Origin of the sequence: Pseudomonas sp. OV546, assembly GCF_900116845.1 — a bacterium.
Lineage (GTDB): Bacteria > Pseudomonadota > Gammaproteobacteria > Pseudomonadales > Pseudomonadaceae > Aquipseudomonas > Aquipseudomonas petroselini.
In genome coordinates this window covers 456693-476059 of record NZ_FPCE01000002.1, presented here as the reverse complement: position 1 = coordinate 476059, position 19367 = coordinate 456693, and the positions used below count along the sequence as shown (strand labels likewise).

Here is a 19367-nt window from a genome sequence, read left to right as displayed (position 1 = left end):
AAATGCTTTGAAATAAGTAACACTTTGAAATATGTAGTTCCGTGATAGCTCAGTCGGTAGAGCAAATGACTGTTAATCATTGGGTCCCAGGTTCGAGTCCTGGTCACGGAGCCAATTTCAAACCGGGGTATAGCGCAGTCCGGTAGCGCGCCTGCTTTGGGAGCAGGATGTCAGGAGTTCGAATCCCCTTACCCCGACCATATTTGGGTCGTTAGCTCAGTTGGTAGAGCAGTTGGCTTTTAACCAATTGGTCGTAGGTTCGAATCCCACACGACCCACCATTTTTGAGACCAGTTAACGCTGGAATCGAATCTTAAGATCAGAGGCCAAAAGCGCTGATCGAAGAAGGCGACTGAGAGGTCGCCTTTTTTTTACCGGGGTATAGCGCAGTCCGGTAGCGCGCCTGCTTTGGGAGCAGGATGTCAGGAGTTCGAATCCCCTTACCCCGACCATATTAAAAATCCTCGTATCGAAAGATACGGGGATTTTTTTTGTGCGCGTAAATCCTGAACTCACCGCAAAGCAAAGGTGGGAGGGGGCAAGCCCCCTCCCACCTTTACAAGGTCCCATCCGAGACCGAGTTATCAGTGCAATTTCAGACGTGGCTCAGTCCCGCGCCCAATCTTGCTGCCCAGCATCAGCATCCCTGTCCGGAAGACCCCATACAGCGCCATCTGGTGCATGCGGTACAGCGACACGTAGAACATCCGCGCCAACCAGCCCTCCAGCATTACGCTGCCGGTGAGGTTGCCCATCAAGTTGCCCACCGCCGAGAACCGCGACAGCGAGATCAGCGACCCATAGTCGGTGTACTTGTACGACGGCAGGTCCTTGCCCTCGATGCGCAATTTCAGTGACTTGGCCAACAGTGAAGCTTGCTGGTGAGCTGCCTGGGCCCGTGGTGGCACATTACGGTCGGTGCCCGCTTGCGGGCAGGCGGCGCAATCACCGAAGGCGAAGATGTTTTCGTCGCGGGTAGTTTGCAGCGTCGGCAGCACTTGCAACTGGTTGATGCGGTTGGTTTCCAAGCCATCGATGTCCTTGAGGAAACCCGGCGCGCGAATACCGGCCGCCCATACCTTGAGGCTCGCAGGGATGACCTGGCCGCTACTGGTGATCAGCGCATCGGCAGTCACTTCGCTGACCGCCGAGTTGGTCAGGACCGTCACCCCAAGCTTCTCCAGGGTTTTATGCACCGGCACGCCGATCCGCTCCGGCAGCGCAGGCAGTACCCGCGGGCCGGCTTCGATCAGGGTGATGTGCATGTTTTCCGGCTTGATGCGGTCCAGGCCGTAGGCGGCCAGCTCATGGGCGGCGTTATGCAGTTCGGCGGCCAGCTCGACCCCCGTAGCCCCTGCGCCGACGATGGCGACGCTGATTTTTTCCACCACATCCGTCTGCCCGGCATGGGCGCGCAGGTAGTGGTTGAGCAATTGCTGGTGGAAGCGCTCGGCCTGCTTGCGGGTGTCGAGGAACAGGCAATGTTGCGCTGCGCCTTCAGTACCGAAATCGTTGGTAGTGCTGCCGACTGCGATCACCAGGCTGTCATAGCCCAGTACCCGCGCGGGCACCAGCTCACGGCCTTCTTCGTCGAGGGTGGCGGCCAGCTGGATTTTCTTCTGTTCGCGGTCGAGCCCGCTCATGCGCCCCAGTTGGAACTCGAAGTGGTTCCATTTGGCCTGGGCGACATAATTGAGTTCGTCTTCGGAAGAGTTCAGCGAACCGGCTGCCACTTCGTGCAGCAAGGGCTTCCAGATATGGGTCAGGTTGGCGTCCACCAGCGTGATGCTGGCGGTGCCGCGCTTGCCCAGAGTCTTACCCAGGCGGGTAGCCAACTCCAGGCCGCCGGCGCCGCCGCCGACGATAATAATACGATGGGTCATGGGGATATCTCGCAAGGCTAAAAGAAATCGGAGCAGTTACCCCCGCGAGCGCCAGGCAGCTCATAGCGTCAGGTAACTCAAAAGGCGACTCAGCAAGCCGAGGCCGATCACCACTGCCAACACCACACCAAGGAGCAGCCACGGCCGGAAAGGCTTACGCTCGACTTGGTTCTGGGAGAGTTGCAGGTACTCTTCGACATGCTGTTGGTCATCGGGGTTCAGGCGGCTGGTCATAAAGGCCTCGTCAGGTAGACGTTGCAAAAGGGCGCCACGTTACAGTCCGGGGGCTCAGAGGCTGATACCCACGTCGAACACTATGCTGCGACCCAGGTTGTTGCGCAAGAAATCCGGCGCATCCGGATGGGCGAACAACACCCGTGCGAAAGTCGGCCCCACCAGCGACAGTGAGCGCCAGCCCTGGCGCAGGTATTCCGTCGGTGGCGGGAAGTGGCTATTGAGGTCGAGCACTTCACGCTTGAGGCTGGTGAAGGCGACGATATCCAGCTCCCCCAGGTCCATGCCGCGCTCTTTGTAGTTATGGGCCTTCTTGCGCAGCGTGGGCGCCAGGCGCAGTAAGAACTCATGGGCCGGGATGCGTCGCGGCTTGGCTTCGCGCCGCACCAACTGGCTCAGGGAGAACGCGCTGCGTCGGCGCAGCAACTCGTCGCGCCATTCGTCATTCAAGCGTCGGCCCTCGTCCAGCACGAAAAACACCTCGAAGCTGGCATCGCGAAACAGCACATCCGGGGGCTCTTGCCCGGCGGCGTGGAATTCTTCGGCCCGGTAGGGCACGTTCAAGCCTTGCAGCAGGCGCTGGCAGACCCAACGCTCACGCTCCCATTTGCGGGCATTGGACAAGAACGCATTGGCTTGTTCGGCCGCTACGGTGAGCAGGCGCAAGTAATCAGAGTCATCCATAGCTAGCAGCTTAGCGCCCAAATGATGACCGCAGGAAGTACCCTTGTGAAACGTCGGTGTAGACTGATCATCCGACTAATGTCCGACGCAGGGGGAGTACTGCCGTGATCAGTGCCGCCATGTTGGCGCCGACAACAATGGGCATCGGCTGGCTGTTGTACGCACCCGTGGTGGCGTGGGCCATCTTGCGTTCACCTTGGGTCGAACTGTTTGCCGACCGACGGCGTCAGCATCTGCTGTTCGGCACCGTGTTCGCGTTGTTCATGCTGTGGCTGGTGCGGCGGGATTTTGATACGGGGGTGTCCTACCACTTTATCGGCATGACTGCCGTGACCCTGCTGCTGGATTGGCCGCTGGCCATCGTCGGTGGCTTTGCCGCCCAGTTGGGTCTGATGGTGCTGGGGCGCCAGGACCTTGCAGCACTTGGCGTCAACGGCCTGCTGCTGATCGTGCTGCCGGTGCTGGTCACCGAAGCCTGCGCGCTGCTGGTCGAGCGTGCGCAGCCACGCAATCCCTTTGTGTATATCTTCTGTTCCGGTTTTTTCGCGGCCGCGCTGTCGGCGCTGCTGTGCTTGCTACTAGGGCTGGGGCTTTTGTGGCTCGACGGCCGTTTTGCCATGCCGGAATGGCTGGAGGATTTTGTCGGTTATCTGTGGCTACTCATCTTTCCCGAAGCCTTCATCAACGGCATGGTCATCAGCGCCTTGGTGGTGTTCTGCCCGGAATGGCTGGAGACTTTCAACCGTACGCGCTACCTCTCGGCACCCTGGAAGGACGGCGATTCAGAGCGTTGACCCAGATCAAATCCCGCCCGGCCGAGCAGGCCCATGCTCTGCGAAATTTTCCTAGGCAAGGCGGGAGCACAGATCATGAGTGTGTATGAGTGGGCACGGCAGGAGTTGCGCAGAAGCCAGGATGCGGCGCTGGAAATCGGTTTTGACCCAGGCTTGACCCTGCGCGCCATGCTCAGCGCGGTGGTGCAGCAGAGCAAGGGCGTGCGCAGCTTTGAAGACCTGGCCGACGAGCTGCAATACCTTGCAGAAAACCTCGACGACCAGCAGGAATATGCCTTTATGCGCCCTTAGTGACGCGGCGGAAGGTCTTCGGAAAACAGCTCGTCTTCGGCATCCGGGGCCACCGGAATCTTATGTTCCTCAGCGGCCCAGGCGCCCAGGTCGATGAGTTTGCAGCGGTCCGAGCAGAACGGCCGGTTGAGGTTGGTCGCTGTCCATTCCACGGGGGCGCCGCAGGTTGGGCAGTCGACGGTCAAGGGTTGGCTCATGATCGGCCTCCACGCAAAGTAAGGTAAAAGTGGTGCAGTCGCTCGACCTCGCTGTGCAGCCAGGCAAGGTCCTGGTCGTTGACCAGCACGTCATCGGCATGGTTCAAGCGGTCTTCGCGGCTGGATTGGGCCTTGAGGATCGCCTGCACCTGTTGTTCGCTGATGCCGTCGCGCTGCAGGGTACGCTGAATCTGCAGCGATTGCGGCACGTCGATCACCAGGATGCGCTGGGTCATGCTGTACTGGCCGGACTCGATCAGCAGCGGCGACACCAGTATCGCGTAAGGCGACTTCGCGCGCGCCAGGTGGCTACGAATCTCATCGCCAATCAGTGGGTGCAGCAAGGCTTCGAGCCAGCGGCGCTCTTCGGGTACTTCAAAGATCAGCTTGCGCAATGCCCCTCGGTCCAACTGGCCGTCCGGCTGCAGCACGCCGGCGCCAAAATGCTCGGCGATGCGCGCCAGTGCCGGCCGGCCAGGTTCGACCACCCAGCGCGCCGCGTGGTCGGCGTCCACCAGGTCGACCCCCAGGTCGATAAAGTGCTGGGCCGCTGCGCTTTTACCGCTGCCGATGCCGCCGGTGAGGCCTAGAATCCAGGGTGTTGCAACAGAAGTGGTCATCTGAAACCGACAGACTGCAAATAGAAGTCGGTTATTTGACCACCCCAGAGCAATGCAATCCAGCCGGCAATTGCCAGATACGGACCAAACGGCATCGGTGTCGACGCCCGGGCCTTGCGCAGGCGCATCAGGATCAAGCCTACGAACACCCCGACCAGCGACGATATCAGCAGTGTCATCGGCAGGATCTGCCAGCCACCCCAGGCACCGAGCAGTGCCAGCAGCTTGAAGTCACCGTGGCCCATGCCGTCCTTGCCGGTGGTCAGCTTGAACAGCCAGAACACGCTCCACAGGCTCATGTACCCGATAACCGCGCCCCAGAGGGCATCGGGTAGCGTCGTCAGCAGGCCAAGCGCGTTGACGATCAGTCCCAGCCAGAGCAGCGGCATCACCAGCGCATCCGGCAACAGTTGATGGTCGGCATCGATCAGGCTCATCGCCAACAAGCCCCAACTCAGCACCAGCATCGCGCCCGCCTGCCAGCCAAAGCCGAAATGCCAGGCCACCCAGGCCGAGATCAACCCGCACGCCAGTTCAGTGAGTGGATAACGGGCGCTGATCGGACCTTGGCAATGGGCGCAGCGGCCGCGCAGAAACAGGTAACTGAGCAACGGGATATTTTCCCATGGGCGTATCGGATGGTTGCAGTGCGGGCAGCAGGAGTTGGGGTGCATCAGGTTGTAAGTCGGCCCGGCAGGCTCAGCGGGCAAGCCGAGCACTTCGTGGGCCTGGGCGCGCCATTCCCGTTCGAGCATTTTCGGCAGGCGCCACACCAGCACGTTGAGAAAACTGCCGACGATCAGCCCCAGCACCCCGGCCATCGCCACAAAAGCCCAGGGCTGCTCAACCAATAGCAGGTTCAAAACGCGCTCCCCAACTGAAAGACCGGCAGGTACATGGCGATCACCAGCGCGCCGACGATGCCCCCCAATACCACCATGATCAGCGGTTCCATCAGGCTGGTGAGGTTATCGACCAGGTTGTCCACATCGGCCTCGTAATGGTTGGCGACTTTTTCCAGCATGCGGTCCAACGTGCCCGACTCTTCGCCGATGGCCGTCATCTGGATCGCCATGCTGGGAAACAGGCCGCTGGCGGCCATGGATTGATTCAATTGCATACCGGTGGATACATCATGTCGCATATGCTCGATTGCCTGTCTGAATGGCCCCGACCCTGCGGCGCCGGCCACTGAATCCAGCGCCTGCACCAATGGAACACCGGCGGCGAAGGTGGTGGAAAGCGTACGGGCGTAGCGGGCCACTGCGGATTTTTTCAGCAGTTTGCCTGCCAGGGGCGCTTTCAACAAACCGGCGTCTACCCGCAGACGAAAATCAGGGAAGGTGCGATACGCTTGGCGCCACCCCAAGCCTCCGGCAAGCATGCCCAGGGCCACGACCCACCAGGCTTTTTGCGTGAACTCGGAGAGGGCGATGACCTGCAAGGTAAACTCGGGCAGCTTGCCGTCGACCCCGGCGAACAAACTCTGGAACTGTGGCACTACCTTTATCAGCAGCACGCCGGTGACCAGGCTGGCGACCACCAGGACTGCGATCGGATAGGTCATGGCCTTTTTGATCCTGGCCCGTAGCTGCTCGCTCTTTTCGCGGTGGATCGCCACGCGCTCCAGCAGCGTTTCAAGTGCGCCAGCCTGTTCGCCGGCGGCCACCAGGTTGCAGTACAGCTCATCGAAATAGCGCGGTTGTTTGCGCAGCGCCTCGGCCAGGCTGGTGCCGGCGGCGATTGCCTGTTTCAACACCTGCACCAGCTCGCGCACAGGGCGGCTTTCGAAGCCTTCACCGATAATGTCGAAGGCTTGTAGAAGTGGGATTCCAGCCTTCAGCAGCGTGGCCAGCTGTCGAGTTAGCAGGGTGATGTCCGCCGATTTGATCGACGGCGCGAGGCTCGGTAGCAAGGCGGATTTCTTGTACACAGCCCCTGGGCTGATGCCTTGCCGGCGCAACTGAGCCTTGACCAGGGCAAGGTTGTGCCCCGTGGTTTGCCCGGACACCCAGCGTCCTTTGCGGTTGATGCCTTCCCAGGCGTAGATCGTTGCAGCGTTGTCCATGTCACGGTTCCGCACAGAGGTCGTCGAAGATTTATAGCGTAGTCAGGTGACGACTTCGGGCACGCTGGCGGTGCAGGATAAAATGTCAGAATGTGCGTCCTGCAGGCGCTTGACCGCCTGCGGATGAGTACACTGGCGCCGCTGCAAAATACGGGGCGCAGGACGCGCCCTGTCATGAGTTCTATCCTGGAGAGTGAATGTGATACGTCAAAAAGGTTTTACCCTGATCGAGCTGTTGATCGTCGTGGCAATCATTGGCATTTTGGCCACCATTGGCCTGCCCATGTACACCACCCACCAGGCCAAGGCCAAGTTCACCGCAGGCCTGGCTGAAATCACTGCGTTGAAACCCGGGTACGAAGACACCCTCAACCAAGGCACCGTACCGACCCTCGCATTGATCGGCGGTACCAGCCCGACAGCCAACTGCAAGATCGACGTGGCAGGCGATGTAGGCACGGGTGCGGGCTCTATCAGCTGCGAAATACTCGACGCTCCAGCGCCGGTGCTGGGCAAGACCATCAGCCTGACGCGCAATGCCACCACCGGTTGGAAATGCACCACCACCGCCGACGCAAAGTATGTCGCCAAGGGATGCGGCGCCGACGGGGCATAAGTGCTGAACCGTCAACATGGACGTAAGAGGTGGCCGATGTCGTTATCCGTACAGCAGCGCGGCAGTATTTTTCTGGTCACAGTGGTGTGTCTGCTGGTTGTCGGGATTTGTGCACCGTTCAGTGGGCATGATTTGCAGCGGGCGATGCAGATCGCCGTCGGGTTCTGCGCGGTGCTGTACGGGCTGTCGGTCGTCCGCGTTGAACGGTTGACGGACCGGCCCACCGCACTGGGCCTGACGCTCATTATCGTGCTGGGCCTGGTGTCATCAGCGCTGGCCCATCAGCCCCTCTGGGCGTTTGCCGAAGTGGCGTTGTTTGTCAGTTGCGGGGCGATTGCCGTGGCGTTTGCCTTGCTGCGTCGTCACGGGGGCGAGTCTTTGGATCGCGTCTTGATCATGGTGGTGGTGCTGCTGTGCCTGATCAAGTCGGTTCAATACGTGTATGCGGGCGTGCTTGCGTTCGCCGCTGCTGAGCGGACGCTGGATCCTGACCTGTTGCTGTCGGGCTTTTCCAACAAACGCTTCTACGGTCAATTCCAGACGTTCACCCTGCCGCTGCTGGCGCTGCCCTTGTTGATCCCCACGCTCTCCCGCTCGCTCAAAGCTGCAGTGTTTGCGTTGCTGTGCGTGTGGTGGATGATCGCGATCGGCGGCGGCACGCGCGGCACCTGGCTCGGCATGGGCGCGGCGGGTGGGGTGTTGGCAGTGCTGGGGCCATGGGGCCGACGCTGGTTGGGTTGGCAACTCGCCGCAGTGCTTGGCGGGCTGTTGCTGTATTGGCTGTCGTTTGCGGTGTTGGCGGATTACCTCGGGATCGAGATCGCCAATGCTGCCGGCGATCGCCTCACCACCTCGCTGTCGGGGCGCGGCCCGATCTGGTGGCAGGCCTGGCACATGCTCGTCGAAAGGCCATGGCTGGGGTTCGGGCCGATGCATTTTGCCGATGTTGCCAACAAGATTGCCGCTCACCCCCACCAGGCCATCCTGCAGTGGGCCAGTGAATGGGGGGTGCCATCGGCGCTGTGCGTTACGGTTTTGGCGTGGCGAGGCGGGTGGGCCACGCTCGGGGTACTGCGTGAGCGTGCGCAGTGCGCCGAACGTGCAGACCTGCTGCGGCTGTGTCTGTTTGCCGCGCTGATCGGTGCGTTGGTGCAATCGATGGTCGACGGTGTGATGGTGATGCCCAACTCTCAAGTCTGGTTGGCGCTGGTGGTGGGCTGGTTGATGGCGCTGCATGTGTGGCGAACCGCTGTCGGTGTCGAGCGGTCATTCGCCTGGCGCATCTGGAAAACACTGAGCGTGTTGGCCGTTGGTCTGTTGATCGTGATCGCTGTGCGTGACGTACCTCACATCAAGCAAGCCCAGCAGCAGTACCTGGACGCCCATGGCACTTACCTTCAGCCACGCTTCTGGGCCCAAGGGGTGATTGCTCGCTGACGGCGGCAAGTTGCCGGACTTCCGATGCGGTGCTAGCTTTAGCCCACCGCCCGTGTAGCTCAGTCGGTAGAGCAGCGCACTCGTAACGCGAAGGTCGCAGGTTCGATTCCTGTCTCGGGCAAAAAGGCAACAAAGGTTCCACCGTTTCAAAGGCAATGTTTTCAGATGATCCCAGAATGGTTCTGAAGGCCAGACGAGCCGGCATTTGCGCCCGCTCTTTTGTATCTGCGCAACCTTGATGACCCAGATGCATCCCCATTCCTCGATCTAAGAGAACGACATGACCACGACTGAAATGACCCAGGAAGTTCGGCATCAAGCAGCCCTCGAGAAATACCTTGAGGAATCGCCGCAGCTTAAAGAAGAGATCAAGGACCTGAGCGCCGATGACCAGCGCGACCAGATTCAGTGGGCATTCGAGGACGAGGCCGAAAGCCAGGGCTACCAGCCCTGGGAGCTGACCCTCAAGTACACATCGACACCGGAAGAGTTCGAAGCGGCACGGCTGGCCTTGCATAGAGAGGCGGCCGAGGTGCTGGGTGTCGAGTGGGAAGAGTATTGCGAGATGAATGACCTAGTCGTTTAAACGCCGTTGTAGTGAGCGGGCTTGCCCCGCGCTGGGCTGCGAAGCGGCCCCAACACCTGCCACCTCGTTCTACCTGACAAAACGCGGCGGCCTCGTTGGGGCTGCTACGCAGCCCAGCGCGGGGCAAGCCCGCTCACCACACACGCATTTCGAGCGCTCTGGATACTTAAGGTGCATCGACACCGAAAGAGCATTGCGAGATGAATGACCTAGTCGTTTAAACGCCGTTGTAGTGAGCGGGCTTGCCCCGCGCTGGGCTGCGAAGCAGGCCCAACACCTACCACCCCGTTCTACCTGACAAAACGCGGCGGCCTTGTTGGGGCTGCTACGCACCCCAGCGCGGGGCAAGCCCGCTCACCACACACGCATTTTCGAACATGCTGGATACTAAGGTGCATCGACACCGAAAGAGCATTGCGAGACGAATGACCTGGTCACTCAAACGCCGTTGTAGTGAGCGGGCTTGCCCCGCGCTGGGCTGCGAAGCGGACCCAAAACCTGCCACCCCGTTCTATCTGACAAAACGCGGCGGCCTCGTTAGGGCTGCTACGCAGCCCAGCGCGGAGCAAGCCCGCTCACCAAACACGCATTTCGAAAGTGCTAGATACTGAGGCGCATCGACAAGTCCACTGCCTTCACATCTTTGGTCATCGCGCCGATCGAGATGTAGTCCACCCCGGTCTCTGCAATCGGCAGCAGGGTGCTTTCATTGATCCCGCCGCTGGCCTCCAGCTTGGCCTTGCCGCCGTTCAGGCGCACGGCTTCACGCATATCGTCCAGGCTCAACTCATCGAGCATGATGATGTCGGCGCCTGCCGCCAGGGCTTCGCGCAGTTCCTCCAGGCTTTCCACTTCGATTTCCACCGGCTTGCCGGGTGCGATCTTGTGGGCGGCCGTGATCGCCTGGGCAATGCCGCCGCAGGCTGCGATATGGTTTTCCTTGATCAGGAACGCGTCATATAAACCGATACGGTGGTTGTGGCAGCCCCCGCAGGTGACTGCGTACTTCTGCGCCAGACGCAGGCCCGGCAAAGTCTTGCGGGTATCCAGCAGCTTGACCTGGGTGCTGGCGACAAAATCCGCCAGGAATTGGGCGCGTGTGGCGACGCCGGACAGCAGTTGCAGGAAATTCAGTGCACAACGTTCGCCGCTCAGCAGCGAGCGCGCCGGGCCTTCAAGGTGGAACAGCGCCTGGTTGGGGCTGACGCGTTCACCGTCGGCCACCTGCCAATGCACGGCGACCCGCGGGTCCAGTTGGCGGAAGACCGCATCCACCCAGGCTGTACCGGCGATAACCGCCGCGTCACGGGTAATGATGGTGGCCGTGGCCAGCCGTTCGGCCGGGATCAACTGCGCAGTGATGTCGCCGCTGCCGATGTCTTCCAGCAGTGCGCGGCGCACGTTGGCTTCGATTTCGGCGGTGAGGTCGGCAAGACGGAGATTCGGCATAACAGGCTCCACAGACAAAGTGCCCCGATTATAGGGGCAGTGTGCGTTCGAACCCAGGCTCACCACTCATTTACCGCGTAATGGCAGAGTTTGCTGGCGCAACCCCCCTCATTTGCAAGATAATCTCGCGCCTTGCAATTGGCGTCATAGCTTTGACGTCTTGAGGATAAGCGGTTATTTCTGGTTCCCGACGGGGCCCGTACCCGATGTTTCCCCACCCCAATACCGCCGTTTCAGGAGGCCAGGATGCACAATGACGGAAAGGTGGTGCCAATCAACAAGGCACACGCTACGCCATCGCCGCTCGCCCGCCTGCCGGTGGTGTTGCAGCAGCTGCGCGACAAGGCCGCGCAACAGCTTCAACAAGGTCTGCAGGACCTGTTCGATAACGCTGACGACACGTTGTTCGAAATGGCCGACAAGGCGCGCAACAACCTCGATCACCATATTTTCTTTGAAGCCATGCGCGACCTGCGCCTCAAGCGCAAGAATTTCGAACGCGTGTTCATGGAGCAACTGTTTGGAGCTTTTGCCAGCCTGGGCCAGGCGGGGCGAGGGGAATTGCAACTGGTGCCCGTGGTTTCCTATGACGCGGTGCCGGGGTCTTCCAAGGATGACCTGGAGAAAGCCGTAGCGCTTGAAGCCATGCTGGGGCGGGTGCGGCACCGTGACGGCCTGGCCCTGGGGCAACTCACGGCGCGCTTGAGCGCTTTGCTGGGCAACCGCCTGGATGAGCGTGAGAACCCTCTGGGGCCGGCACTGCTGTGTGAGTTTTTCCTGCGCGCGGGGCGCAGCCTGGGCGTAGAGATCCGCGTCAAACTGATCATGCTCAAGTTGTTTGAAAAATACGTGCTCAGCGATGCCGACCAGCTCTACGGCGAAGCCAATCAATTGCTGGTCGCGACGGGTGTATTGCCTGAACTCAAGGCCGTACCTTGCCGCCGCATCGAGGGGCGTGCGGGGCGTGAACTCCCGCCTGAAGAAACCTCGTCGGCCGCCGACCCGCTCGTCGACGAAAATGGCCAGCAAGCGTTCGCCGCGCTCCAGCCATTACTGACAGCGGTACGCGGCAGTGTGGCGCCGACGCTTGAAGCCAGCGCTGAACCGCTGCCCATTGCCACCCGTGACCTGTTGCGCCTGCTCTCCCACTTGCAGCAGTACGTGCCGGAGCCTGAGGCCGAGGACGATTTCGACCTGCGTAACCAGCTTGAGCAGTTGCTCACCCGAGTCAGCGTCAAGAGTGGTAAGTCGCGGGTGGTGGAGGCGGCTGACGAAGACGTGATCAACCTGATTGCGCTGCTGTTCGAATTCATCCTCAACGACCGCGCCATACCCCATGCCTTCAAGGCCCTGATCGGCCGCCTGCAGATCCCGATGCTGAAAGTAGCGGTGCTGGACAAAAGCTTTTTCAGCCACCCCAGCCACCCGGCGCGGCGCCTGCTCAATGAAATCGCCGCGGCCGCCATGGGCAGCAGCCCGCGTGATGACTACCAGCGTGACCACCTCTACCTGCGCATTGAGCAGGTGGTGCAGCGCTTGCTCAATGAGTTCGTCGAAGATCCGGCGATTTTTTCCCAATTGCTCGCGGAGTTCAGCGCGTTTACCGCCGATGAACGGCGGCGCAGCGACTTGCTTGAACAGCACACCCGCGATGCCGAAGCCGGGCGCGTGCGCACCGAAGCCGCCCGCCAGCGCGTGGCCGACGTGCTGAATAAACGGCTGTTAGGCAAGGTCCTGCCGCGTCCGGTCGTACAGTTCCTGCAGCAGGCCTGGAGCCAGGTGCTGTTGCTGGCCAGCCTCAAACACGGCGAGCAGTCAGTGCAATGGCAAGCGGGCCTGCGCACCATGGACGAGCTGATCTGGAGCGTCAGCTTGCAACAAGACACCGAAGCCGGGCGCCATTTACTCGAGCAACTGCCCGGTTTGCTCAAGGCGTTGCGCGACGGTCTGACCAGCGCGGCGTTCGACCCCTTCAGCACGCGAGAATTTTTTGTGCGCTTGCAGGCCCTGCATGTCCAGGCGCCTGAAGGCGTTGATGAGTTGATCGAAGTGCGCGAGCCGTTTGTACTCAGCGCAACGTCCTCCGATCAGGTCATCGACTTGCCGGACAACGACCCCGACCTGCTCAGGGCCCATCAACTCAAGGTGGGAGGCTGGGTGGTGTTCCAGGAAGACGACGCCAACGCGCTGCGGTGCAAGTTGACGGCGATCATGGCGCCAGCCCATACGTATATTTTTACCAGTCGCACGGGGCTCAAGGTCTTGGAGAGAAGCGCCGGCCAGTTGGCCTTGGCGTTCAAGCGTGGCGTGCTGCATACCTTGGATGACGGACCGCTGTTCGAGCGCGCGTTGGCCGCGGTAGTGGGCAAGTTGCGGCAACTCAATCACGGCAAGTGATCGCAACCGGAGGGGCGAACGCGGCATACTGGTCAGACTTTGTCTCATTCAAGGAACCTGTATGCAGTTGGACCCCACCAGCGGTTGGTGCGAGGGCATCCGTCATTGCCCTTCACCCAACTTCAACGAGCGCCCCACAGGCGAAATCTCACTGTTGGTGGTGCATAACATCAGCCTGCCACCGGCGCAGTTCGCCACTGGCAAAGTGCAGGAATTTTTCCAGAATCGCCTGGATGTCACGGAACATCCCTACTTTGAAGGGATTGCCGCCCTACGGGTGTCCGCGCATTTTCTGATTGAGCGCGACGGTACGGTGACGCAGTTTGTATCCTGCCTCGATCGGGCCTGGCATGCCGGGGTCTCGCAGTTCGAGGGGCGAGAAACCTGCAATGACTTTTCTTTGGGGATTGAGCTGGAAGGTACGGATGATCTGCCGTTCACAGATGCCCAATACGCATCGCTGATCGATCTGAGCCGCCAGTTGCTGGCGGCTTACCCCGACATTACTCCCCAGCGCGTGTGTGGTCACAGCGATATCGCCCCGGGGCGCAAGACCGATCCCGGCCCCGCTTTTGATTGGACGCGCTTTCGCAGCGCCCTGCAGGATGGAGGACACGCACGATGAGTTTCCTGGTGTTGGTACTGGCCGTATGGATCGAGAAGTTCTCGGCGCTGCGCCAGCGATTGCAACGTGATGGCGGTTGGTTGCGCGAACTGGCCAAGCTGGAATCGAGCCCACGCATGGGCAAGCAACCCTGGCTGATTCTGGCGTTACTGGTGTTGTTCCCCGTCGCGCTACTGGCCTTGTTGCTGCTGGTACTGGAGCCGGTGGCCTACGGACTGCTGGCACTGCCAGTGCACCTGCTGGTCGTGATCTACAGCCTGGGCCGCGGTGATCTGCTCGCCGGGCTCGGGCCCTTCCGCGATGCCTGGCGACGTGGCGACCTGCAAGCGGCCGAGCATGTCGCGGAGCGTGACCTGAACCTGAGCGCCGACAGTGGCGAGCAATTGCTCGAACGCGTCCAGGGCCATCTGTTGTGGCAGGCCTACCAGAGCTTTTTCGCGGTGATTTTCTGGTATTTCCTGCTGGGCCCGGTTGCCGCGTTGGCGTACCGCCTGCTCGCATTGGCCAGTGAACACAGCAAGAACCCCCTGGTGGCTGAGCGTGCCGGGCAACTGCGTCATGCATTTGACTGGTTGCCGGTACGCCTGCTGGCGGCCAGTTTTGCCCTGGTGGGCAACTTCGTCGCAGTCGGTCGTGTGATGTTGCACGAACTGCTGAGTTGGGACATCAGCGCTGCTGAACTGGTGGAAAAAGTCGGCTTGGTCGCTGCCGAAATCCCGCCGCCGGCGGTAGGTCCCGAGGGCATCAACAGCCTGGACCGGATATGGGAGCTGCTGCTGCGTGCGGCGGTGCTGTGGTATGCCGGGTTTGCGATCTGGACCGTGTTGCCCTGACTGCGAACGCACTCAAAAAATGTGGGGCCGGGCTTGCTGTAGTGAGCAGGCTTGCCCTGCGCTGGGCTGCGAAGCACCCCCACCGTATCCTGAGTGAAACCGCATTGTTTCCGTGGCGCCCCTCCTTTCGTTAACCTTAAGTTACAAAACTCCCTTTCAAATTGAGCTATACAGATGCTGGCTAACTGCCGCCCTGCGCCTCAATAAAAATAAAAGAAGGGGAGTTCACAGTGAAGAGCTTGCTCTATCCCGCTGTCGCGTTGATGAACCGCCTGAGCTTCGGCATGAAGTTCAGTTTGATCAGTGTGTTGTTCCTGCTGCCGATGCTGGCGACCAACTACTACCTGGTGCGTGATTCGTGGCGTGAATTCCAGGGTACCCGTGTGGAGCTGCAAAGCCTCGACTTGCTCGGCAGCAGCCTGGCCCTGCGCCGCGACCTGGAAACCCTCAACAACCAAGTACAGATCAACGCGACCCTTGGCCAATCCGGCAAGGCCGGTGACCTTGAGGGCAAGATCAGCGCCTTGGAACACAGCGTGCTGACCCGCCTGCAAGGCCTCAATGCCGTGACCGCCGAGCCTGAGCAAATCACCGCGTTTGACGCCAAGCGCGACGAGTTGATTGCGGCCTTTAAGGCCCAGCAACAGGAAACGTCGCTGCTGAGCAAAAGTGCACTGATCGGCAAGTTGCTCAACAAGGCCCAGATGCTCAGCCAGATCATCGCCAGTCAATCCGGCTTGAGCCGCGATTCCCAGAGTGATTTGCGCCAGCTCAGCGCACTGATCACCAGCGTCACCCCGCAGGTCACCCAGACCCTCGGCGAAGGTCGGGCGATGGGCGCTTACTCCCTGGGCCAGGGGTTTCTCAATTCGGCGTCCAGTACGCGCTTTGACGAACTGCTGCAGCAATTGGAAAAACTCCAAGCCGAATATGGCCTGAAGTTGCAGGATGCCCTGGGCTCCAGCAACGCCGCCCACGCGACGCTAGACAGCCTGGCCCAGGCCAGCAGTGCCAGCCTCAAGCAAGGCAGCGAGTTGTTTGAGGAGCAGGTGGTGATGGCCGAAACCCTCGACGCGCCCTGGCAGGGATTCTACGACAGCGTCAGCCAACTGATGGTCCGGACCTACCAGCTTGACGACGCCACGTTGACGTTCCTGGAGCAGCAGTTGGAGCAGCGCCTGGCGCAGAATCGCACGCATATGGTGGTGCTGGTCTCTGCCCTGACGGCGGTGTTCTTGCTGATCTTCTATCTGTACGCAGGCTTCTATGCCTCCACCCGCACCACGCTGCGCCGACTGGGCGCGATGATGGACAAGGTGGCGGCCGGCGACATGACCGTCACGTTTGTCGCCCAGAGCCGCGATGAACTGGGCGACCTGGGTCAGCTGTTCAACGGCACTGTGGCGAAGATCCATGACTTGATCGAGCGCGTCGGGCACACCGTCAGCCAGGTTGAACTCCAGGCTGGCCAGGTGGAAACGGTCTCGGCCCGGAGCAATCAGGCGGTTGCCGGGCAGCGTACCCGGATCGAGCAGGTGGCGACGGCCATGAACCAGATGTCGTCCACTGCCCAGGAGGTCGCGCGCAGCGCGGCGACGGCGGTCAGCAGCGCTCACAGCGTCAACGACGAAACCGTCAGCGGCCGTGGCTTGGTGCAATCCCAGCAGGGCAGCATTGCGCGGCTGGCCTCGGAGATCGATCAGTCGGTGCGGGTGATCAACCAATTGGCCACCGACAGCCAGTCCATCAGTAGCGTATTGGAAGTGATCAAAAGCATCGCCGAGCAAACCAACCTGCTGGCACTCAATGCCGCCATCGAGGCGGCGCGGGCCGGTGAGCAGGGGCGTGGTTTTGCGGTGGTGGCCGACGAGGTGCGCACCCTGGCCCGGCGCACCCAGCACTCCACTGAGGAAATCGAACAGATGATCAGCCGCTTGCAAGGCGGTGTGGCGGCGGCAGTAAGGGCCATGGGCAGCAGCCATGAGATGGCCAACGGCACCGTGGGTCAGTCGGAAAAAGTCCAGCAGGCTTTGGAAAATATCCTCGGCGCCGTAGGGATGATCGTTGATCAGAATCAGCAGATCGCCGCCGCCGTGGAACAACAGACCGCCGTTGCCCACGACATTGACCAGAACATCGTGGCCATCAATCGGGCTGGCGAATACGCCGCCGAAGGAGCGCACCAGACCGAGGCGGCGAGCCGGCAACTGTCGATGCAGGTGATTGAGTTGAAGCACTTGATCGGTGCGTTTCGCGTGTAAGACCGTGGTGTGGGAATTCGCTCTTGTTGGTGTAGTGCCTGTCCTGATTTCACGGAGTCCCTTTTCTGGCCGCGTGAAGGGGGGAGAATTTGTTTCAATCAAATTCAGGTTCAACGGAGCGCGACGACGATGACCACTGCGATCGGCATCAAAGGGCATTGTGCCCATTGTGATATCAGGTTTGAACTCAAGCCGTGGCAATTGAATGCCATCGCGATCCAAGAGCCTTTCGACTGCCCGTACTGCCAACGGATCGTGCAGTTGAACTGCCCCCGCCAATTGCGCCAGTTCAAGGCGCTGGACCATTGGGCGCTGGTGCAACCGAGCATGGTGGTGTTCACCTGCATGGTGCTGATTGTGGCGCTGGTGGCGGAGTGGGTGGGGCTGATCAGCGTGATCGGTCAGTTCAACGTCTCGCTGGTGATGCTGCTGATGCATTTCCTGGTGCTGCGCTACGCCCGCTACCGGCAGCGAATGACGCTGGACCTGCAAGTGGTCACGCCGGTGCTACCAATTGAACAGCTCGCACGCATTGCGTGTGCTCGCCTCAGCCAGTAACAACGGGCTGATGCCCATGCGCTCGGCCAGGGCGGTGCAGATGTCCGGCAGGTGCTCGGGGCTGTTGCGTTGACCGGGAAACATGGCGGGCGCCATATCAGGGGCGTCGGTTTCCAGCACCACCGCGTCCAGCGGCAGTTGCGCCAACACCTTGTGCATACGCAGGGCCTGGGGCCAGGTGGCGGCACCGCCCAAACCCAGCTTGAAGCCGAGCTTGATGTACTCGCGGGCTTCTTCGCGGCTCCCGGCAAACGCATGGATGATGCCGCCGCGGGGCAGGCGGATGCGCTTGAGGGTAGCGATCACCGCGGCATGGCTGCGACGTACATGCAGCAACGCCGGTAATTGGAAGTCCGCCGCCAGCTTGAGCTGGGCTTCAAACAGGCTTTGCTGGCGTTCGCGGTCCAGCTGTTCGAGAAAGTAATCCAGGCCGATCTCGCCCACCGCGCACAGCTGCCGGTGGCCGTGCAGGCGCGTCAACCAGTCGCCCAATTGCACAAGGTCGGCGGGTCGATGCTCATCGAGGTACACCGGATGTAAACCAAAGGCTGCGAATATTCCTTCATCCGCTTGCGCCAGGTCCCACAGGCGCTGCCAATTCTGCTGATACACCCCCAGCACCACCATGCGCCGCACGCCCAACGTCCGGCTGTGGGCGAGGACGTCCCGGCGGTCGCTGTCGAACTCCGGGAAATCCAGGTGGGTGTGGGTGTCGATCAGCTCCACGCTCAAGCCTCGTGAATACGCTGCTTGAAGGTCCGGCCGATGGCGTGTACGCCAGGTTGGTAGTGCTCTTCTTCGATAGCGGCCAGCGCCAGGCGCAGCGCGGTGTCTGCGATCAGTTGATGTTGCTGGGCCATGGCGTTGACCGGCAACGGCAGGAAGTCCAGCAACTGCGTATCACCAAAGGTGCCCAAGCGCAGCGGGCGCGACTTGAGCGGGAAGTCATGCAGGGCGTCGAACACACCTTGCAGCAGCACATAGGAGGTGGTCACCAGCGCGTCAGGCAAATGCCCCAGTTGCTGCAGAAGTTGCTCCATCAGCTGTCGGCCGCAGTCGCGACTGAAGGCTTCACCGTGTTCGACAATCACCTCGCCGGTGAACCCTTCGAGGGCCTCACGGAAACCGGCGGCACGCTCCTGGCTGATGCTCAGTTCGGGCCGTGCGCCGATCAACGCGATCTGTTTGGGCAACGGTTGCAGCAGGCTGCTGGTCAATTGCTTGCAAGCCTGGCGGTCGTCGCTGACCACCGAGCAGAATTGATCCGCGCCCATCACCCGGTCGATGGCAATCACCGGCAGCCCCTTGGCTTGCAACTCGCGGTAACTGTCATCGCTGGCCGGCAGGCAACTGGCGACGAACAACGCATCACAGCGCCGGGCGCGGAACAGTTGCAGCAATTGGCGCTCGCTGTCGGCCTCATCGTCGGAGCTGGCGATCAGCAACTGATAGCCACGCGCCCGAGCGCCTTGCTCCAGGAGTTTGGCGATGCGTGCGTAGCTGGGGTTTTCCAGGTCGGGCAGGATAAAACCCAAGGTGCGCGTATGCCGACTGCGCAGCCCGGCGGCCTGGGGGTTGGGCGTAAAGCCATGGGCTTCGACCACGGCGCGCACCCGCTCGACGGTTGCGTTGCTGATGCGTTGCTGTTCAGCCTTGCCATTGATGACGTAGCTGGCGGTGGTCACGGACACACCGGCGAGACGTGCGATATCACTGAGTTTCAAACCGGGATTTCCTTGTTTTTTGGAGCTTGCCCCGACATTTTGTCCAATCGTAACCGATTCCAGCACCGGACCTATGTCTCAGCTCAAGTGCCGAGTGGTTGTTCAAGGAT

20 protein-coding genes, 5 tRNA genes and 1 pseudogene are annotated in these 19367 nt (G+C 61.0%); 16 read left to right on the top strand and 10 right to left on the bottom strand.

The genetic code is table 11. The features are described 5' to 3' along the window. The first annotated feature begins 38 nt into the window (after nucleotides 1–38). From BM403_RS07410 to BM403_RS07395, 4 genes are all read left to right on the top strand, one after another. A tRNA-Asn gene (locus BM403_RS07410) sits at nucleotides 39–114 on the top strand. A gap of 9 nt (nucleotides 115–123) precedes the next feature. Beyond that, a tRNA-Pro gene (locus BM403_RS07405) sits at nucleotides 124–200 on the top strand. A gap of 5 nt (nucleotides 201–205) precedes the next feature. Continuing rightward, nucleotides 206–281, top strand: a tRNA-Lys gene (locus BM403_RS07400). Nucleotides 282–375: 94 nt separating this feature from the next. After that, nucleotides 376–452, top strand: a tRNA-Pro gene (locus BM403_RS07395). A 132-nt stretch (nucleotides 453–584) separates the two neighbouring features. Here the strand turns inward: BM403_RS07395 and BM403_RS07390 are convergent. Genes BM403_RS07390 through BM403_RS07380 form a run of 3 tightly spaced genes read right to left on the bottom strand, consistent with a single transcriptional unit; the run spans nucleotide 585 to nucleotide 2801 of the window. Further along, nucleotides 585–1883, bottom strand: coding sequence for an NAD(P)/FAD-dependent oxidoreductase (locus tag BM403_RS07390; protein ID WP_046034084.1), 1299 nt, complete (start codon nucleotides 1881–1883; stop codon nucleotides 585–587). Nucleotides 1884–1943: 60 nt separating this feature from the next. After that, nucleotides 1944–2117, bottom strand: a complete 174-nt coding sequence (locus tag BM403_RS07385) for a DUF3094 family protein (RefSeq protein WP_012722154.1) — start codon at nucleotides 2115–2117, stop codon at nucleotides 1944–1946. 54 nt (nucleotides 2118–2171) lie between these two features. Beyond that, nucleotides 2172–2801, bottom strand: coding sequence for a DUF1780 domain-containing protein (locus tag BM403_RS07380; protein ID WP_010213242.1), 630 nt, complete (start codon nucleotides 2799–2801; stop codon nucleotides 2172–2174). A gap of 104 nt (nucleotides 2802–2905) precedes the next feature. On the opposite strand from BM403_RS07380, the gene BM403_RS07375 reads away from it, so the two are divergent. Both BM403_RS07375 and BM403_RS07370 read left to right on the top strand, forming a co-directional pair. Beyond that, complete coding sequence (locus BM403_RS07375; protein WP_093542237.1) at nucleotides 2906–3595, top strand: energy-coupling factor ABC transporter permease; 690 nt, start codon at nucleotides 2906–2908, stop codon at nucleotides 3593–3595. Nucleotides 3596–3670: 75 nt separating this feature from the next. Continuing rightward, nucleotides 3671–3886: a hypothetical protein gene (locus BM403_RS07370; protein WP_012722156.1), complete on the top strand. Its 216-nt coding sequence runs from the start codon at nucleotides 3671–3673 to the stop codon at nucleotides 3884–3886. On the opposite strand, the gene yacG is transcribed toward BM403_RS07370, so the two are convergent. From yacG to BM403_RS07350, 4 genes are read right to left on the bottom strand one after another with little or no spacing between them, the layout of a single operon-like run. Beyond that, nucleotides 3883–4083 (bottom strand): DNA gyrase inhibitor YacG, encoded by a 201-nt coding sequence (yacG, locus tag BM403_RS07365; protein WP_064054725.1) that lies wholly within the window; start codon nucleotides 4081–4083, stop codon nucleotides 3883–3885. The genes BM403_RS07370 and yacG overlap by 4 nt on opposite strands. After that, nucleotides 4080–4703, bottom strand: a complete 624-nt coding sequence (gene coaE / locus BM403_RS07360) for a dephospho-CoA kinase (protein WP_093542235.1) — start codon at nucleotides 4701–4703, stop codon at nucleotides 4080–4082. The genes yacG and coaE overlap by 4 nt, the downstream gene beginning before the upstream one ends. After that, nucleotides 4700–5566 carry a prepilin peptidase gene (locus tag BM403_RS07355; protein ID WP_093542233.1) on the bottom strand — a complete coding sequence of 289 codons (867 nt, stop codon included), beginning with the start codon at nucleotides 5564–5566 and terminating at the stop codon, nucleotides 4700–4702. The genes coaE and BM403_RS07355 overlap by 4 nt, the downstream gene beginning before the upstream one ends. Further along, nucleotides 5563–6771, bottom strand: coding sequence for a type II secretion system F family protein (locus BM403_RS07350; protein ID WP_093542231.1), 1209 nt, complete (start codon nucleotides 6769–6771; stop codon nucleotides 5563–5565). Before BM403_RS07350 ends, BM403_RS07355 begins: the two co-directional genes overlap by 4 nt. 202 nt (nucleotides 6772–6973) lie before the next feature. Here BM403_RS07350 and BM403_RS07345 point away from each other — a divergent pair, with 202 nt between their 5' ends. The 4 genes from BM403_RS07345 (at nucleotide 6974) to BM403_RS07330 (ending at nucleotide 9410) form a co-directional block, all read left to right on the top strand. Then, nucleotides 6974–7387, top strand: coding sequence for a pilin (locus tag BM403_RS07345; RefSeq protein WP_043206123.1), 414 nt, complete (start codon nucleotides 6974–6976; stop codon nucleotides 7385–7387). A gap of 36 nt (nucleotides 7388–7423) precedes the next feature. After that, a complete protein-coding gene (locus BM403_RS07340) occupies nucleotides 7424–8824 on the top strand; it encodes an O-antigen ligase family protein (protein ID WP_093542229.1) in 1401 nt (466 codons plus the stop codon). A gap of 48 nt (nucleotides 8825–8872) precedes the next feature. Beyond that, nucleotides 8873–8945 (top strand) — tRNA-Thr (locus tag BM403_RS07335). 159 nt (nucleotides 8946–9104) lie between these two features. Continuing rightward, nucleotides 9105–9410, top strand: coding sequence for a DUF6388 family protein (locus BM403_RS07330; RefSeq protein ID WP_064054729.1), 306 nt, complete (start codon nucleotides 9105–9107; stop codon nucleotides 9408–9410). A 600-nt stretch (nucleotides 9411–10010) separates the two neighbouring features. Here the strand turns inward: BM403_RS07330 and nadC are convergent. After that, the gene (gene nadC, locus BM403_RS07325) at nucleotides 10011–10859 is read right to left on the bottom strand and encodes a carboxylating nicotinate-nucleotide diphosphorylase (RefSeq protein WP_012722164.1); all 849 of its coding nucleotides are present in this window, start codon (nucleotides 10857–10859) and stop codon (nucleotides 10011–10013) included. Between the two features lie 246 nt (nucleotides 10860–11105). On the opposite strand from nadC, the gene BM403_RS07320 reads away from it, so the two are divergent. The 6 genes and pseudogenes from BM403_RS07320 (at nucleotide 11106) to BM403_RS07300 (ending at nucleotide 17533) form a co-directional block, all read left to right on the top strand. After that, nucleotides 11106–13256 carry a DUF1631 domain-containing protein gene (locus tag BM403_RS07320; RefSeq protein WP_093542227.1) on the top strand — a complete coding sequence of 717 codons (2151 nt, stop codon included), beginning with the start codon at nucleotides 11106–11108 and terminating at the stop codon, nucleotides 13254–13256. A 61-nt stretch (nucleotides 13257–13317) separates the two neighbouring features. After that, a complete protein-coding gene (gene ampD / locus BM403_RS07315) occupies nucleotides 13318–13881 on the top strand; it encodes a 1,6-anhydro-N-acetylmuramyl-L-alanine amidase AmpD (RefSeq protein ID WP_012722166.1) in 564 nt (187 codons plus the stop codon). After that, nucleotides 13878–14714 carry a regulatory signaling modulator protein AmpE gene (ampE, locus tag BM403_RS07310; protein ID WP_093542225.1) on the top strand — a complete coding sequence of 279 codons (837 nt, stop codon included), beginning with the start codon at nucleotides 13878–13880 and terminating at the stop codon, nucleotides 14712–14714. The genes ampD and ampE overlap by 4 nt, the downstream gene beginning before the upstream one ends. A 263-nt stretch (nucleotides 14715–14977) precedes the next feature. Then, nucleotides 14978–16069, top strand: a pseudogene (locus BM403_RS32470) (methyl-accepting chemotaxis protein); the annotation flags it as partial. Continuing rightward, the gene (locus tag BM403_RS32465; protein WP_371914009.1) at nucleotides 16046–16975 is read left to right on the top strand and encodes a methyl-accepting chemotaxis protein; all 930 of its coding nucleotides are present in this window, start codon (nucleotides 16046–16048) and stop codon (nucleotides 16973–16975) included. The pseudogene BM403_RS32470 and the gene BM403_RS32465, both read left to right, overlap by 24 nt. Before the next feature lie 129 nt (nucleotides 16976–17104). Further along, complete coding sequence (locus tag BM403_RS07300) at nucleotides 17105–17533, top strand: hypothetical protein (RefSeq protein WP_012722169.1); 429 nt, start codon at nucleotides 17105–17107, stop codon at nucleotides 17531–17533. Here the strand turns inward: BM403_RS07300 and BM403_RS07295 are convergent. Both BM403_RS07295 and cra read right to left on the bottom strand, forming a co-directional pair. Further along, the gene (locus BM403_RS07295; RefSeq protein ID WP_093542221.1) at nucleotides 17483–18259 is read right to left on the bottom strand and encodes a TatD family hydrolase; all 777 of its coding nucleotides are present in this window, start codon (nucleotides 18257–18259) and stop codon (nucleotides 17483–17485) included. The genes BM403_RS07300 and BM403_RS07295 overlap by 51 nt on opposite strands. Nucleotides 18260–18261: 2 nt before the next feature. Then, nucleotides 18262–19257 (bottom strand): catabolite repressor/activator, encoded by a 996-nt coding sequence (gene cra / locus BM403_RS07290; RefSeq protein WP_012722171.1) that lies wholly within the window; start codon nucleotides 19255–19257, stop codon nucleotides 18262–18264. Nucleotides 19258–19367: the final 110 nt, after the last annotated feature.